The 14,371-nt window shown below is 68.1% G+C and carries 12 protein-coding genes and 3 tRNA genes; 6 read left to right on the top strand and 9 right to left on the bottom strand.

The window, feature by feature from the left end:
* Nucleotides 1–11 precede the first annotated feature (11 nt).
* The 3 genes from ftsH to tilS all read right to left on the bottom strand — a co-directional run bounded on the left by ftsH (nucleotide 12) and on the right by tilS (nucleotide 3,754).
* On the bottom strand, nucleotides 12–2,015 hold the full coding sequence (ftsH, locus tag QRN40_RS10295; protein WP_285115521.1) for an ATP-dependent zinc metalloprotease FtsH: 2,004 nt from the start codon (nucleotides 2,013–2,015) through the stop codon (nucleotides 12–14).
* 79 nt (nucleotides 2,016–2,094) lie between these two features.
* Nucleotides 2,095–2,646 (bottom strand): hypoxanthine phosphoribosyltransferase, encoded by a 552-nt coding sequence (gene hpt, locus QRN40_RS10290; RefSeq protein ID WP_285115519.1) that lies wholly within the window; start codon nucleotides 2,644–2,646, stop codon nucleotides 2,095–2,097.
* 16 nt (nucleotides 2,647–2,662) lie between these two features.
* Nucleotides 2,663–3,754 (bottom strand): tRNA lysidine(34) synthetase TilS, encoded by a 1,092-nt coding sequence (gene tilS, locus QRN40_RS10285; protein WP_285115518.1) that lies wholly within the window; start codon nucleotides 3,752–3,754, stop codon nucleotides 2,663–2,665.
* A gap of 44 nt (nucleotides 3,755–3,798) precedes the next feature.
* Between tilS and QRN40_RS10280 the strand changes: the two genes are divergently transcribed.
* The gene (locus QRN40_RS10280) at nucleotides 3,799–4,287 is read left to right on the top strand and encodes an inorganic diphosphatase (protein WP_285115517.1); all 489 of its coding nucleotides are present in this window, start codon (nucleotides 3,799–3,801) and stop codon (nucleotides 4,285–4,287) included.
* A 92-nt stretch (nucleotides 4,288–4,379) separates the two neighbouring features.
* Here QRN40_RS10280 and QRN40_RS10275 read toward each other — a convergent pair whose 3' ends face one another.
* Together QRN40_RS10275 and QRN40_RS10270 are read right to left on the bottom strand one after the other, a co-directional pair.
* Entirely contained in the window at nucleotides 4,380–5,717 is a 1,338-nt protein-coding gene (locus QRN40_RS10275; RefSeq protein WP_285115516.1) for a C40 family peptidase, read from the bottom strand.
* Nucleotides 5,710–6,984, bottom strand: coding sequence for a M23 family metallopeptidase (locus QRN40_RS10270; RefSeq protein WP_285115515.1), 1,275 nt, complete (start codon nucleotides 6,982–6,984; stop codon nucleotides 5,710–5,712). The genes QRN40_RS10275 and QRN40_RS10270 overlap by 8 nt, the downstream gene beginning before the upstream one ends.
* Nucleotides 6,985–7,335: 351 nt before the next feature.
* On the opposite strand from QRN40_RS10270, the gene QRN40_RS10265 reads away from it, so the two are divergent.
* The 3 genes from QRN40_RS10265 (at nucleotide 7,336) to QRN40_RS10255 (ending at nucleotide 7,659) form a co-directional block, all read left to right on the top strand.
* Nucleotides 7,336–7,408: transfer RNA gene (locus QRN40_RS10265), tRNA-Glu, on the top strand.
* A 40-nt stretch (nucleotides 7,409–7,448) separates the two neighbouring features.
* Nucleotides 7,449–7,522 (top strand) — tRNA-Asp (locus QRN40_RS10260).
* Between the two features lie 64 nt (nucleotides 7,523–7,586).
* A tRNA-Phe gene (locus QRN40_RS10255) sits at nucleotides 7,587–7,659 on the top strand.
* A gap of 77 nt (nucleotides 7,660–7,736) precedes the next feature.
* Here QRN40_RS10255 and QRN40_RS10250 read toward each other — a convergent pair.
* Entirely contained in the window at nucleotides 7,737–8,846 is a 1,110-nt protein-coding gene (locus tag QRN40_RS10250) for a tyrosine-type recombinase/integrase (protein ID WP_285115514.1), read from the bottom strand.
* On the bottom strand, nucleotides 8,824–9,144 hold the full coding sequence (locus tag QRN40_RS10245; RefSeq protein ID WP_285115512.1) for a hypothetical protein: 321 nt from the start codon (nucleotides 9,142–9,144) through the stop codon (nucleotides 8,824–8,826). Before QRN40_RS10245 ends, QRN40_RS10250 begins: the two co-directional genes overlap by 23 nt.
* A 512-nt stretch (nucleotides 9,145–9,656) precedes the next feature.
* Here QRN40_RS10245 and QRN40_RS10240 point away from each other — a divergent pair.
* Nucleotides 9,657–10,520 carry an ArdC-like ssDNA-binding domain-containing protein gene (locus QRN40_RS10240; protein ID WP_285115511.1) on the top strand — a complete coding sequence of 288 codons (864 nt, stop codon included), beginning with the start codon at nucleotides 9,657–9,659 and terminating at the stop codon, nucleotides 10,518–10,520.
* 233 nt (nucleotides 10,521–10,753) lie between these two features.
* On the top strand, nucleotides 10,754–11,512 hold the full coding sequence (locus QRN40_RS10235) for a GntR family transcriptional regulator (protein WP_285117475.1): 759 nt from the start codon (nucleotides 10,754–10,756) through the stop codon (nucleotides 11,510–11,512).
* Nucleotides 11,513–11,534: 22 nt separating this feature from the next.
* On the opposite strand, the gene iolD is transcribed toward QRN40_RS10235, so the two are convergent.
* A complete protein-coding gene (gene iolD / locus QRN40_RS10230; protein WP_285115510.1) occupies nucleotides 11,535–13,445 on the bottom strand; it encodes a 3D-(3,5/4)-trihydroxycyclohexane-1,2-dione acylhydrolase (decyclizing) in 1,911 nt (636 codons plus the stop codon).
* On the bottom strand, nucleotides 13,442–14,362 hold the full coding sequence (gene iolB / locus QRN40_RS10225; protein ID WP_285115509.1) for a 5-deoxy-glucuronate isomerase: 921 nt from the start codon (nucleotides 14,360–14,362) through the stop codon (nucleotides 13,442–13,444). Before iolB ends, iolD begins: the two co-directional genes overlap by 4 nt.
* Nucleotides 14,363–14,371: the final 9 nt, after the last annotated feature.

Raw genomic sequence — 14,371 nt, 5'->3', positions numbered from 1 at the left:
CCGCGACGGCCCTAAGCGGTGGCCGGTCGGGGCTTGATGGCGGGTGCGCGCTTCGGCTTCGCCGCCGGCGGCTCGGAGTCGACCCCGCCGTCCACGGCGCCCGCGTCGATCGGGGCCTTCGGGAACGGGATGGGCGGAACATCCGAGATGGGACGCTTGTCGCTGGAGAGCCACTGCGGGCGCTCCGGGAGCTTCTTCACGTCGGCGAAGATCTCCGCGATCTGGTTGTGGTCGAGCGTCTCGTGCTCGAGCAGGGATGCGGCGAGACGGTCGAGGGTCGCCCGGTTCTCGTTGAGCACCTCCCACGCCTCGTCGTGCGCCTTCTCGATGAGCTCGCGCACCTCGGCGTCGACGCGCTCGGCGATCCGCTCGGAGTAGTCGCGCTGGTGACCCATGTCGCGGCCGAGGAACATCTCGCCGTTCGCCTGGCCGAGCTTGACCGACCCGATGTCGGAGCTCATGCCGTACTCGGTGACCATCTTGCGGGCGATGGAGGTCGCCTTCTCGATGTCGTTCGAGGCGCCGGTGGTGGGGTCGTGGAACACGATCTCCTCGGCGACGCGGCCGCCCATGGCGTACGCGAGCTGGTCGAGCAGTTCGTTGCGGGTGACGGAGTATTTGTCTTCCAGCGGCAGCACCATCGTGTAGCCGAGGGCGCGACCGCGCGGAAGGATGGTGATCTTCGTCACCGGGTCGGTGTGGCGCATGGCCGCGGCGGCGAGAGCGTGGCCGCCCTCGTGGTACGCCGTGATCAGCTTCTCCTGGTCCTTCATGACCCGGGTGCGCTTCTGCGGACCGGCGATGACGCGGTCCACCGCCTCGTCGAGCGCGCGGTTGTCGATCAGCTGCGCGTTGGAGCGAGCGGTCAGCAGTGCGGCTTCGTTGAGGACGTTGGCGAGGTCGGCACCGGTGAAGCCCGGGGTCTTGCGCGCCAGCACCTCGAGGTCGACGGAGCCCGCCAGCGGCTTGCCGCGGCCGTGCACTTCGAGGATCTTCTTGCGGCCGAGCATGTCGGGCGCATCCACGCCGATCTGCCGGTCGAAGCGGCCCGGGCGCAGCAGCGCGGGGTCGAGGATGTCGGGTCGGTTGGTCGCCGCGATCAGGATGACGTTGGTCTTCGGGTCGAAGCCGTCCATCTCCACGAGGAGCTGGTTCAGCGTCTGCTCGCGCTCGTCGTGCCCGCCGCCGAGGCCGGCGCCACGGTGGCGGCCCACCGCGTCGATCTCGTCGATGAAGATGATGGCCGGCGAGTTCTCCTTCGCCTGCTGGAACAGGTCGCGGACACGGCTTGCGCCGACGCCGACGAACATCTCGACGAAGTCGGAGCCCGAGATCGAGTAGAACGGCACGCCCGCCTCACCCGCGACGGCGCGGGCCAGCAGCGTCTTGCCCGTTCCGGGAGGGCCGTACAGCAGCACGCCCTTCGGGATACGGGCGCCGACCGCCTGGAACTTGGCCGGCTCCTTCAGGAAGTCCTTGATCTCCTGCAGCTCCTCGATGGCCTCGTCCGACCCGGCGACGTCGTCGAAGGTGACCTTCGGCGTCTCCTTGGTGACGAGCTTGGCCCGCGACTTGCCGAACTGCATGACCTTGTTCCCGCCGCCCTGCATGCCGGAGATCATGATCCAGAAGAACACGCCGATCAGCAGTGCCGGGATGAGGAAGCCGAGGATGTTGACGAACCAGTTCGGCTGGGGAACCTCGTCGTCGTAGCCCTTGGGAAGGTTGGCGTCGTCGACAGCCTTCACCACATCCTGGCCACGCGGGGTCACGTAGTAGAACTGCACCTGGTTGCCGAGGTTGCCGTCCGGCTCCTTCAGCGTCAGATCGACACGGTTCTCACCGTCGACGATCTTGGCGCTCGACACCTTGTCCTGGGAGAGGTACTCCATGCCCTTCTGGGTGGAGACGCTCTTGAACCCCGACATGGTGATCAGGCTGGAGCCGATCCATACCGCGACGATCGCGAGCACGACGTACAGGATCGGGCCGCGGAAGATCTTCTTGACGTTCATGGTGCGACCACAGTACCGCCTGGGCGCTGTGGGCCGCCTGCGTGTTCGCTCTGGGCACTCTCCATGCCCGGGCGGGCGATCAGCTGTAGACGGCGGGCGCCAGGATGCCGACTCCGCGGAGCGTGCGATACCGCTCGTCGTAGTCGAGGCCGTAGCCGACGACGAACTGGTTCGGGATGTCGAATCCGACGTAGGTGACGTCGATCTCGACCCGAGCCGCCTCGGGCTTGCGCAGCAGGGTGAAGATCTCGATCGACTCCGGACCACGGCTGCGCAGGTTCGACAGCAGCCACGACAGCGTCAGGCCCGAGTCGATGATGTCCTCGACGATGAGGACGGTCTTGCCGCTGAGGTCGGTGTCCAGGTCCTTCAGGATGCGGACTACCCCGCTCGACTGCGTTCCGCTGCCGTAGGAGCTGACGGCCATCCAGTCCATGGTGACCGGGATGCGCAGCTCGCGCGACAGATCGGCCATCACCATCACGGCACCCTTGAGGACGCCGATCAGCAGCACATCCTTGCCGGCGTAGTCCCGCTCCACCTCCCGGGCGAGTTCGGCGATGCGGGAGCGGATCTGCTCCTCGGTGATCAGAATCTCGGTCAGGTCGTTCTGAACGTCCGTGAGTTCCATGGGGGTGGCGCTGTCCTTACGTGGTGGGGTGAAACGAGAGCAGGCCGTTCTGCCTGACCACTCTAACGCCTGGCAGGTCGAGCGGCCCCTGCCCGTGCCAGTCCGTGATGAGGGCGGCGACGGCCAGCGTGTGGGTGCGCGTGAGGGAGATCCCGAACTCCGCGGAGACCACCAGGCGGATGATCCGCTGGCGCAGAGCCGCCGGGTCGGCGGCGAGTCCGCGGACGTCCAGGGCGACCGATCCGTCGTCGGCCTGGCTGACCAGCTCCTGGGCCCACTCGAGGGCGAGACCGTCGAGGGCCTCGTCGTCCTCGCGCAGCTGTTCGGCCGTGCGTGCGAGCGCTTCGGCGACGCCGGGCCCGAACTCGCGTTCGAGAACCGGGAGCACCGCCGTCCTCACGCGCACGCGCGTGTAAGAGGGGTCGTCGTTGTGCGGGTCGTCCCACGGATCGAGGCGGCTGTCGACACAGAACGCCCGGGTCTGCGCGCGCCGGAGTCCGAGGAAGGGCCGCAGCAGCCGGCCGGTGTCGGGCAGCATCCCCTGCAGGCTCGACGGTCCCGATCCTCGGGCGAGGCCCAGGAGCACGGTCTCCGCCTGGTCGTCGAGGGTGTGGGCGAGCAGGATGCGCTCGGCGCCGGTCGCGGCCAGGGCGCGGTCGAAGGCGGCGTGCCGGGCGGCGCGGGCCGCTGCCTCCGGCCCTCCCTCCGACGAGACGTCGACGCGGTCGACGAGCACGGGGTAGAGCCCGAGGGCGGCCGCCTGTTCGGCGGCGCGCGCGGCGACGGCGTCGGAGCCGGGCTGGAGGCCGTGATCGACCACGATCGCGCCGGCACGGAACCCGGTGCGCGGAGCCTCGAAGGCCGTGGCCGCGGCGAGGGCGAGCGAGTCGGCTCCCCCGCTCAGGCCCACGATGACGAGCGCGCCCGGGGTGAGCGGTGCGGGCCGCGCGGGCCCGTGGTCGTCGTGCGGATCGACCGCGGGGAGAGTGGCCGCGGAGGACAGGGCCGAACGGACGGCCCGCCTCGCGTCGGCGATCGGCGGGGTGAGGCGCGGGCGGCGCTCCGGGCCGGGCGAGGCCTGGCCGGCCTCCGATCCGTCGAGGTGCATCCAGTAACGTTAGTGCAGGTTTGCAACGAGTTAAGGAGCACGGCATGGCCGAATACGACGTCGTCATCGAGATCCCCAAGGGGAGCCGCAACAAGTACGAGGTGGACCACGAGACGGGTCGTGTGTACCTCGACCGCGTGCTGTTCACGAGCTTCGTGTACCCGACCGACTACGGCTTCTTCGAGAACACGCTGGGCGACGACGGCGACCCGCTGGACGCGCTGGTGCTGCTCGAGTACCCGCTGTTCCCGGGCGTCGGCGTCAAGGTCCGCCCCGTCGGCGTGCTCAACATGAGCGACGAGGCCGGTGGCGACGCCAAGGTCATCGCGGTGCCGTACAAGGACCCGCGCTGGCTGCACATCCAGGACGTCGACGACATCCCGGAGCAGACCCGCAAGGAGATCGAGCACTTCTTCGCCCGCTACAAGGACCTCGAGCCGGGCAAGTTCGTCAACATCGAGGGCTGGGGCGATGCGGCCGAGGCCGACGGCCTCATCCAGAAGGCCATCGCCAAGCTCGCCGAGTCGCACTAACCGACCGGCCCCCGAGCACAGGAAAAGCGCCCCGGATTCTTATGGATCCGGGGCGCTTTTCCTGTGCTCGGGGGCTGAACGGAGGGGACGGGTCAGGCGCTCGGGCGGGCGACGACGCCCCAGGGGCTTCCCCAGACGGACTGGACCTTGACGACGTCGCCCTCGGTCGGGGCCGCGATCATCATGCCGCCTCCGATGTAGATACCGACGTGGTAGAAGTCGCCGGGACCGTCGCCCCAGAAGATCAGGTCGCCGGCCTGCTTGGCGCCGTACGACACCAGCTGACCGCGGTTCGCCGCCGTGTAGTACTGGTTGTTCACGGAGTGCGAGCCGATGTAGACGCCCGCGTAGGCGTACGCCTTCATGGTGAGGCCCGAGCAGTCGTACCCGGTGGGGCCTTCGCCGCCGAAGATGTACGGCTTGCCCAGCTGGGCCCGGGCGTAGGCGATCGCAGTGTCGACCACGTTGCCGTTCGGTGCGGCCGGGGCGGCAGGAGCGGCCGGGGCCGCGCCTCCGCCGCCGCCTGCGGGAGCGGAGCCTCCACCGCCGCCGCCGGAACCGCCGGACGACGCGGGCGGGTGGTTGGCGGCAGCCGCTGCTGCGGCCGCCGCGGCAGCAGCCGCCTCGGCCGCCTTGCGCGCCGCCTCCTGCTGAGCCCTGATCTGCTCGCCCTGAAGGTAGGCGGCCTCGGTCTGGGCCGACGTGTTCTTCAGCGTCGCGAGCTGCGCGACGAGCTCGGTGGACTTCTGCTGCTGCGTCGCGAGGGCGGCCTGCGCCTGCGCCTGGGCCGCCTTCGCGGCCGAGAGCGCCTTGTCGGCCTCGGCGGCGAGCGACTCACGCTCGGTCTTTGCGACCTTGGCCTGGGCGGTGAGCGCGTCGGCCGTGTTCTTGTCCTTGGTGGCCTGGTCGTACACCGCCTTCGACTGCTCGGTCAGCTTGCTCATGGTGCCCAGCTGGAACAGGAGCTTGTCCGCCGCAGAACCGGAGCCGCCGCCCTTCAGCATCAGGTCGGTGGTGACGTCGCCGCCACCCGACTTGGCCAGGTGCGAGGCCAAGAGCCCTGCACGCATCTTCGACGTCTTCGCCTTGCTCGCGGCGGAGCTCGCCTGCTTCTGCAGGTCGGTGGCCTTCTCGGTCGCCGCCTGGAGCGCATCCTTCGCCTGGAAGTAGGCCTCGGCCGCCTTCTCGGAGGCGACGCGGGACGCATCCACGTTCGACTGCAGGTTGCCGATGAGCGCGGTGATGTTGTCGATCATCGCCTGCTGGTTGGCGACATTGTTCTTCGCCTGCTGCACGTCGTTCCACGACGGGTAGTCGACCGCCTGCGCGGGGGCGACGATGCCGATGGATGCGGTGACCGCTCCCATGACGCCCGCCCCGATGGCGAGGCCCGGGCGGACGCGGCTCGTCTTCTCGTTCTCGTTAGCCAAGGGGTGCCTGCCTGTCTCTCATGAACGGGATGCCGTCGATCTTCGTCCCGTTGATGCGCACCTCGAAGTGGAGGTGGCAGCCGGTGGATGCGCCGGTCGTCCCGACGCGGGCGATCGGCTGGCCGGCGCCGACGCTCTGGCCGATGCCGACGAGGATCCCGCCGTTGCGGATGTGGGCGTAGCCGGTGTCGACTCCGCCGCCGTTGTCGATGAGCACGAAGTTGCCGTACGAGCCGTTCGGTCCCGCGTAGATGACGGTCCCGCTGTGCGCCGCGTAGATGGGGGCGTTGCACGACGCGCCGATGTCGATGCCCAGGTGGTAGGTGCTGCCGACGCCGCCGGGCGACGGTCGCGCGCCGAAGCCGTCCGTGATGGGACCGGCGGCCGGGACCGCCCAGCCCTGCGGTCCGACGTAGCCGCCGGGAAGGCCGCCCGATCCGCGCGCCGCTGCTGCGGCCGCCGCGGCGGCGACGCCGGCCTGGTAGCCGGACACGGTCTTCGCCGTGGCGTCGCGAAGCGCGGCGAGCTGCGCCTGCATCACGATGATCTGCTTCTGCTGCTCGGCCAGCTTGTCCTGCGCGGCCTTCGCCGCCTGGATGGCCGCCTGCATCGCTGCGTCCGCGATCACCCGAAGGCGCTCGCGCTCCGCCTTGGCCACGTCGGCCTGGGCCGACAGCGCCTTCGCCGTGTTCTGCGCCGCCTTGGCGTCGGTGTAGACCTTGTTCGAGCTCTCGACGAGCTTCGACATGCTGCCGAGGTCGGAGAGCAGCTGCTCGGGGCTCGTCGACGTCGCGTGGTTGCCGCTGAGGAAGAGGTTCGCGGTCAGGTTGCGGCCACCGGTGCGGTAGAGCTGTGCGGCCAGCTTGCCCGCCTGGACGCTCGCGTCGTCCGCCTTCTTCTGGCTCGCGGCGGCCTGCGACTCGAGGTCGAGCGCCTCCATCGTGGCCTTGTCGAGCGCGGCCTGGGCCGCCTCCAGCTCTTCGCCGCGCTTCACGGCCGCCGCCTGCGTGTCGGCGACCTCCTGCTTGAGCTGGGCGATCAGGCCGTTGATGCGGCTGACCTGGGCGGACGCGGCGGACTCGTTGGCCTTGGCGTTCTGGACGTCCTGCCAACTCGGGTAGTTGTCGGCGTAGGCCGGCGCTGCCACCGATCCGACGGCGATGACGGCGGCGACGGCCGCTGCCGCGAGGGCGCTCCGGAACGCCCGGCGGCGGGGGCCGCCAGGCCCGGTCGGGGGAACCGTTCGGCTGTTGGTCTCGCGTCTCATAAGTGTGTGTGACCCGCTCACTTCGCATTCACATCCGTAACACCCGTCACGCGAGCCCCGGAGTCAACATGCGCAACTCTAGCAACATGGCTTCCCGGGCACCCCGGGGGATGGCCGGAAGGGGGTCGGAGTCGGCGTGCGTCGGCACGGGCGGCCGGGGGACCGCCTGGGCGGCAGACTATGGCGGCGGGCAGCGGCCCGCGGGGATTTGGAGTGGGCGTTGCGGGAAGCGAGACATCCTCGCTCCCCGTCGACCCGCCCGGGATCTGATCCCGATTCGCATTCTCGACGGCTGTTCCGTATGCTTGTTCGTCGGTGGTCATCGAGCAGTGAAAGCTGTTCGGGCGATCCGGCCCCATCGTTTAGCGGCCTAGGACGCCGCCCTTTCACGGCGGTAGCACGGGTTCGAATCCCGTTGGGGTCACGTCCAACGGTCCACTACAATTCAAGAAGCAACACAATAAGGCCCTGTAGCGCAGTTGGTTAGCGTGCCGCCCTGTCACGGCGGAGGTCGCGGGTTCAAGTCCCGTCAGGGTCGCTACGGCGACAAGCCCTTCCCCCTCGGAAGGGCTTCCGTCTACGTAGGCGCGAAAGCGCCTTACGGCTCTGTAGCTCAGTTGGTAGAGCGTTCGACTGAAAATCGAAAGGTCACCGGATCGACGCCGGTCGGAGCCACCGAAGGAAACCCCCGGTCCTGCCAGGAATCCGGGGGTTTTTCGTTGGTCGGGCGCGGCCAGCGAAATGGTGTTTGACTACATTTTGACTACAACTGATTTGGCGGCTTCGGCATCGAGTGCATTCGCGACATCGTCAAGGTCGTCGTCAAAGAGGTCGGCGTAGACGTCGAGGGTCATCGCGGCAGACGCGTGTCCGAGCATCCGTTGCACGGATTTGACGTTCGCGCCAGCCGAGACGGCGAGCGAAGCGGCCGTGTGTCGGAGGTCGTGAGGAGTCAGTCGCGGGAAGGTGCCATCCTTCTCCATGCATCGGGCGACGGCCTCGTTGAAGACACGGTTGCGGAAGTTGCCAGCCCGGAGCACACCGCCGTCGGCGCCGACGAACACCGGCTCGTCGGGGTCGCGACCGGCGCACCGAGCCTCTAACGGAGCGATCAGCAGCGCCGGGAAGGGGACAGAGCGCCGCTCGTGATTCTTCGGCGTGCCCCACACGATCACTCCCCGCGGTTCGGATATCGCCCGGGCTATGTCGAGCCGTCGGCGGGTGAAGTCGACGCGATTGATTTGAAGGCCGGCCATCTCGCCCCAGCGAAGCCCCGTGTATGCAAGGAAGAGGACGACATCACCCTGGTTATCGCACTCGGCTGTCAAGGCCCGCACTTGCGCGTGCGTCAGGTAACCGTGTTCCCGCGATGACAGCCTCGGCAGTTGAATACCGTCGGACGGGTTGAGGGTGATGCGCCCATCGCGGATGGCGTACTTCAGCACGCCCGCCAGGACGAGATGTATCTGCCGCACCATCGAAGGGCCAAGGGTGGTCGAGAGCTCCCCCACCCACGCCTGGACGTCGCTGTGCCGCACGTCGACCAGTCGGGTGTTGCCCCAGCGCGGAAGCACATACTTGTCGAGGTGGAATCGGTAACCCGAGCGAGTTGTCGGTTTCACTTGCACCTGGGCGCGGAACCACTCCTCGGCAACGTGCGAGACCGGCGTTCTCGCCTTCGTAGGGTCGACCCACTCGCCTTTAGCTTGCGAGACGTTGACCGATGACAGGAAGAGCTCCGCTGCACGCTTCGTGTTGAAGCCTCGCTTCATCGTGTTGCGATGATCAGGCGTCCGGTATTGAACCCGGTAGCGCTTGCCTGCTGCGGTCTCATAGGACTCAATCGATCCCACGTCCGACACCTCCAGAGTCGATGAGGCGATTGTCCGCCGGACCACTGACTGTACGGTCCTGTTTCTCCCGCAGCTTGCGGAGGTTCACGAATGGCACACCTGCCGTTTCCGCGGTCAGCGCCGCCAGTCGCCCGATTAGGGTGCGAGGGTCAGCGGCGATCGCCCACCCGTCGCCCGCGTACCGGCTCACGGTTTCTACGCATTCCTTCTTCTCCTCCGCGGTCGGGAAGACCGAGCCGACCACGCCGATCAGTCCGCCCTGCAGTTCCGGACCCATGTTTCTGGTGTCGATGACGAATACCCGCATCACAATCACTCCCCTGTCGATCGTTTTTGTTTGCCTTCCGGCGGAGAGATCGATTGCGAGTGGGAGGGGAGGGAGTGCCGGGACCGTGGAATACCGGAGGGAGCGATAGCGAGTGAGGATATGCCGCGAAAGCCCGGCACGGACGCCCCGGGAACGAGCTACGATCGGCCGGCGGAAAGACAAACAAAACGGCAAGATGAGCGCCGCCGCAGGCGGCACCACCCACCGAGGCACGCCACCGTACGTCGCCCATGAGGCTGCGTTGCCGGGCGATCAGGTTTGAAGGCCTGTCGTGGACCTGCTATCGCAGGCTGCCCTCATGCACTGAGGTGGTGGGCTGTCCGGCCGTTCATCGTAGGTCGCTGACGCACCTTGCCGTTCCAACCGCTCTGTCACGCGCCCTCCGGGCTTATCTCCCGGCAGAGCGGCTGGCACTCCCGGCGCTCCCGCTCCCCGCCGACTCCCTTACCGAACAGCCCACCAAACCGGGTGACCACAAGGGAGCAGAAACCATGACCACACAGACCGGACAGGCAACGCGCACCCCGGAGCAGCGAAGGGCCCTAGCAGAGGCGCTTCACGCATCCATCATCGACCAGGTGCAGCAGCTAGCCGACAGCGGCAGGTGGCGGCAGTTCCTAGACTTCGCGCGGTCCTTCCACACCTACAGCCTGAACAACCTACTGCTGATCCTCGCCCAAAAACCCGACGCGACCATGGTCGCCGGATACCGGCAATGGCAGACCAAGGGCCGGCACGTGCGCACCGGGGAAACCGGCATCAGAATTTTCGGCTACAGCCAGAAAAAGGCGAGCATCACCGAGGAGGGCACTACCGACGAGAACGCGGAAAGGGTCGTGCGGTTCTTCCCCGTCCTGTCCGTATTCGACATTTCCCAGACCGACGCCATCGACGGCGCTACGCCCACCCCGGAAAACCCGGCCCAACTGCTCACCGGCAACAACGATCACAACCTGATCGGATCGCTCACCGCCCACCTCACCACCACCGGATGGACCCTCACCCGCAAGCCCCTCACCCACGCCAACGGCTACACGGATCCCGAACGACGAAGCATTGTGCTGCGAAACGACCTCGCCCCGGAGCAGGAAGCGAAAACCCTCCTCCACGAGACCGCGCACATCCAGTTGCACCACATCGACGACCTCGACCAGTACCGCGCGCACCGCGGTCGCATGGAAGTCGAAGCCGAATCCGTGGCCTACATCGTTGCCGGGCTGGCCGGCCTAGAGACCAGCACCTACAGCATCGGCTACATCACTCAGTGGGCCGGCGAAGACCTCGACCTCATCCGCGACACCGCCACCCGCGTCCTGAAGGCGACCCACGCAATCGCAGACATCTTGCCCCAGTGATCCTCCCCACCGATCGAATCGAGGAGATAGGCGAATTGGATCACAAGTTGACGTCGGCGAAGGAAACGGACCATCGTCCCGACGCACGAACACGGGACGACATCATCGTCCTTCACGCCAGCTGCAAGGGTCGCGGTACTCACCCTTTCGCCTCTCGCTCCTCCTCGATTGACGGGTGCGAGAAAGGAACTGAGTATGATTGTTCTGACAATCGGAGAGGCGATGTGATGCACATGCAGACGGAGCATCCCCTCCCGCGGGAGTTCTTCACCGATCTGGACAAAACCAGTCCCGTGCCGCTCTACCATCAGCTGTCCGTCCTGCTCGAGCGAGCGATCCAGGATGAAGTGCTCCCTGCCGGAGCGCGACTCGAAAACGAGATCGCCCTCGCTCAACGCCTGTCGCTCTCGCGGCCGACGGTACGCCGGGCGATTCAGGGCCTGGTCGACAAGGGGCTGCTGATCCGCCGGCGCGGCGTCGGGACGCAGGTCGTCCGCGGCCCGGTCACCCGCAACGTCGAGTTGACCAGCCTCTACCAAGACCTCTCCGAGTCCGGCCGAACCCCCAGCACCTCGGTCATCCGACATGAGGTCCGGCCGGCGAGCGCCGAGGAGGCGGAACAGCTCAACATCGAAGCCGAATCCGCGGTCCTGCATGTCGTCCGCGTCCGATTCGCCGACGGGGTGCCCCTGGCGATTCTCGACAACACCCTGCCTACGGAGTTCAGCACCATCAGCGCCGACGATCTCGAGGCCCGCGGTCTCTATGAGCTGCTCCGCGATCGCGGTGTCAACGTCCGCATCGCCCACCAGCGCATCGGCGCTCGCGAGGCCACGGCACGCGAAGGCGAACTCCTCGAGCTCGCCAAGAGCGCCGCCGTCCTGACCATGACCCGTACCGCGTTCGACACCTCAGGACGCGCGGTCGAATACGGTCAGCACTGCTATCGCCCCGACCTCTACTCGTTCGAGATCACCCTCGTCGACCGGTAAACGCAGCGGCCATCCCGCCGCCTCACCCGAGGAGCGGGCGCTGCCTCTTCCGCTGCTCGAGGTACTCGTCGCGCGCCGTGCGGGTGCTCCGCAGCTCGGAGACCTCCGCCACCGGAACGTCCCACCAGCCCCCGCCATCGGGGGCGTACAGGAACGGGTCGGATTCGATGTGGATGAGCGTCGACGTGGGCGACGCTTTGGCCGCAGCGACCGCGGCGGACAGCTCCGCGGTCGCGTCCGTGCCTCGCGCGATTTCGACGACGTCGATTCCGTAGCTGCGCGCATTGGCGGCAAGGTCCACGGGCAGGAAGTCCCCGCGCTCGAAGTTGAGCTCGGCGTCGTTGCGGTAGCGATAGCGGGTGCCGTAGCGCTGCGATCCGACCGTCTCCGACAGGTGGCCGATGGAGGCGAAGCCCTGGTTCTGGATGAGCACGACGACTATCTTGATGCTCTCGGCGACCGCGGTCGCCAGCTCGCTGTGCAGCATCAGGTAGGAGCCGTCGCCGACCATCACGATGACGTCTCGGTCGTCTCCCGCCGCCTCCAGACCCCGCTTGACGCCCAGTCCGCCGGCGATCTCGTAGCCCATGGTCGAGAACGCGTACTCGACGTGGTAGCCGAGCGGGTCGCGCACACGCCATAGCTTGTGCAGGTCGCCCGGCAGCGAACCCGCCGCCTGGACGACGACATCGCGCGGGTCGCTCGCCCCCTGCACAGCGCCGATGATCTCGGCCTGGCTCAGCAGCTCCGCACCGGTCGGCGCGAGCGCGGACTCGACCACCGCATCCCAGTCGCGCTTCTCGCTCGCGATCCGCTCGGCGTATCCGGCAGCGACCGTCGTGGCGGCGAGCGCCTGGCGGAGCGCATCCAGCGTCTCCCGGGCGTCCGCGATGACCGGAAGCTGGGTGCCGTGCTTGTAAGCATCGAACGCGGCCACGTTGATGTTCACGAACGTGACATCCGGGTTCTGGAAGACCGTGCGGCTGCCGGTGGTGAAGTCGCTGTAGCGCGTGCCGACGCCGATCACGACATCCGCGTCGCCCGCAAGCCGGTTCGCCGCCGTCGTGCCCGTGGCGCCGACCCCGCCAAGGTACTGCGGGTGGTCCCAGGCAAGAGCACCGCCGCCGGCCTGGCTGGTGCCGACCGGGATGCCGGACTGCTCGACGAACGCGCGCAGTGACTCCTCGGCCTCCGAGTAGAGCACACCGCCGCCCGCGACGATGAAGGGCCGCTCAGCGTTCCGGATCGCGTCGGCAGCAGCCTGGAGTGCCCAGCGCTCGGGCAGAGGGCGCCGAATATGCCACTCTCGCGGCGCAAGGAACTCCTCCGGCACATCCAGAGCCTCGGCCTGCACGTCCTCTGGCAGCGCGATGGTCACCGCACCGGTCTCCGCCGGGTCGGTCAGAACGCGCATCGCCGCCAGGGCGATCGAGAACAGCTGCTCCGGCCGGTGCACGCGGTCGAAGAAGCGCGACACCGGACGGAACGCGTCGGTGACCTGAATGCCGAGGTCGTGCGGGTGCTCGAGCTGCTGCAGAACCGGGTCGGCGACGCGGGTGGCGAAGGTGTCCGACGGCAGCAGCAGGGCCGGGAGGCGGTTCGCCGTGGCCAGCGCCGCCCCGGTCAGCATGTTCGCGGCCCCGGGGCCGACCGATGCCGTCGAGGCGAGCGTTGCGCGGCGCCGGTGGATGCGGGCGTAGCCGACGGCCTGATGGACCATCGCCTGCTCGTTGCGAGCCTGGTAATACGGCATCAGCACGGGGTCGTGCACGTTCGCCTGCTTGAGCGCCTGGCCGAGACCGGCGACGTTCCCGTGCCCGAAGATGCCAAGCATCCCCGGGACTGTGCGCTCGCGGATGTCGCCGTCGACCGTCCACTGATTGGCGAGGAACTCGACGAGCGCCTGGCCGACGGTCATCCTGCGGGTGGTCATGGGGTCGCTCCTCGCGTCGTCTGTACGGAGTCCTGATCTTGGCTGTACGGCAGGCGCGGGTCGGGATCCTGATCGGACCACGTCTCGCGCAGCCACGCCTGGCGCGGGTCGTCCCTCACGAGCCACACCCGCTCCTCGTCCGGGCCCGCCATGACGTTGAGGTAGTAGAGGTCGTATTCCGGCGCGGCGACGGCGGGGCCGTGGTAGCCGAACGGCACCAGGGCGATGTCGCCGGTCCGCACGAGCGCGTTGGTCTCGATGGCGCCGGCGGCTGACGCGTAGGTCGCGAACGTCCCGAAGGCGTCCGCGCCGGCCGGGGCCGCGAGGCCGCGTGCCGGAGCGGCCTCGAAGTAGTAGATCTCCTCGAGTCGCGATTCGTGCCCGGGCACGTTCTCGTCGTGCTTGTGGGCGGGATGCGACGACCAGTTGCCCGCGGGCGTGATGACTTCGCAGACGATCAGCGCTGCGGCGTCGAGTGCCGCGGGAGTGCCGAAGTTGTGGACCTGGCGGGTGTCCCGCCCCGCGCCGCGCAGCTCGACCGGCACTTCCTCGGCCGGGATGTACGCCGTCGATCGGGGAACGGCGGTGGGTGCCTCGGCGATGGCCACGCGGCCGGAACCACGAAGCTCGAACCCGATCCCGGCGCCCACGTACAGAACGTCGGTCGGGCCCTCGAACACACAGGAGCGCCCGGTCAGCCGCGTGGTGCGGCCTTCATGCTCGACGGTGAACGAGCCGGCCAACGGGACGACGATCCGCTCGATATCCCCGGCGGGCAGCTCCACCGCGTTTCCCGCCAAGTCGGCGACCCGCAGGCCCGTGTGCTGCCAGCCCGCCAAGGAGTCGTCGACCGCTGATTCCCATCCGCCGTCGCTCAGCGAGCCGCGCGGGAAGAACCATTCGTTGCGCTCTGCCATCGTGTTCCG

Source organism: Leifsonia sp. fls2-241-R2A-40a, from assembly GCF_030209575.1.
In the GTDB taxonomy this organism is placed as follows: domain Bacteria; phylum Actinomycetota; class Actinomycetes; order Actinomycetales; family Microbacteriaceae; genus Leifsonia.
The sequence above is the reverse complement of the archived record's forward strand: the minus strand, read 5'-3'. Positions and strand labels throughout refer to the sequence as shown.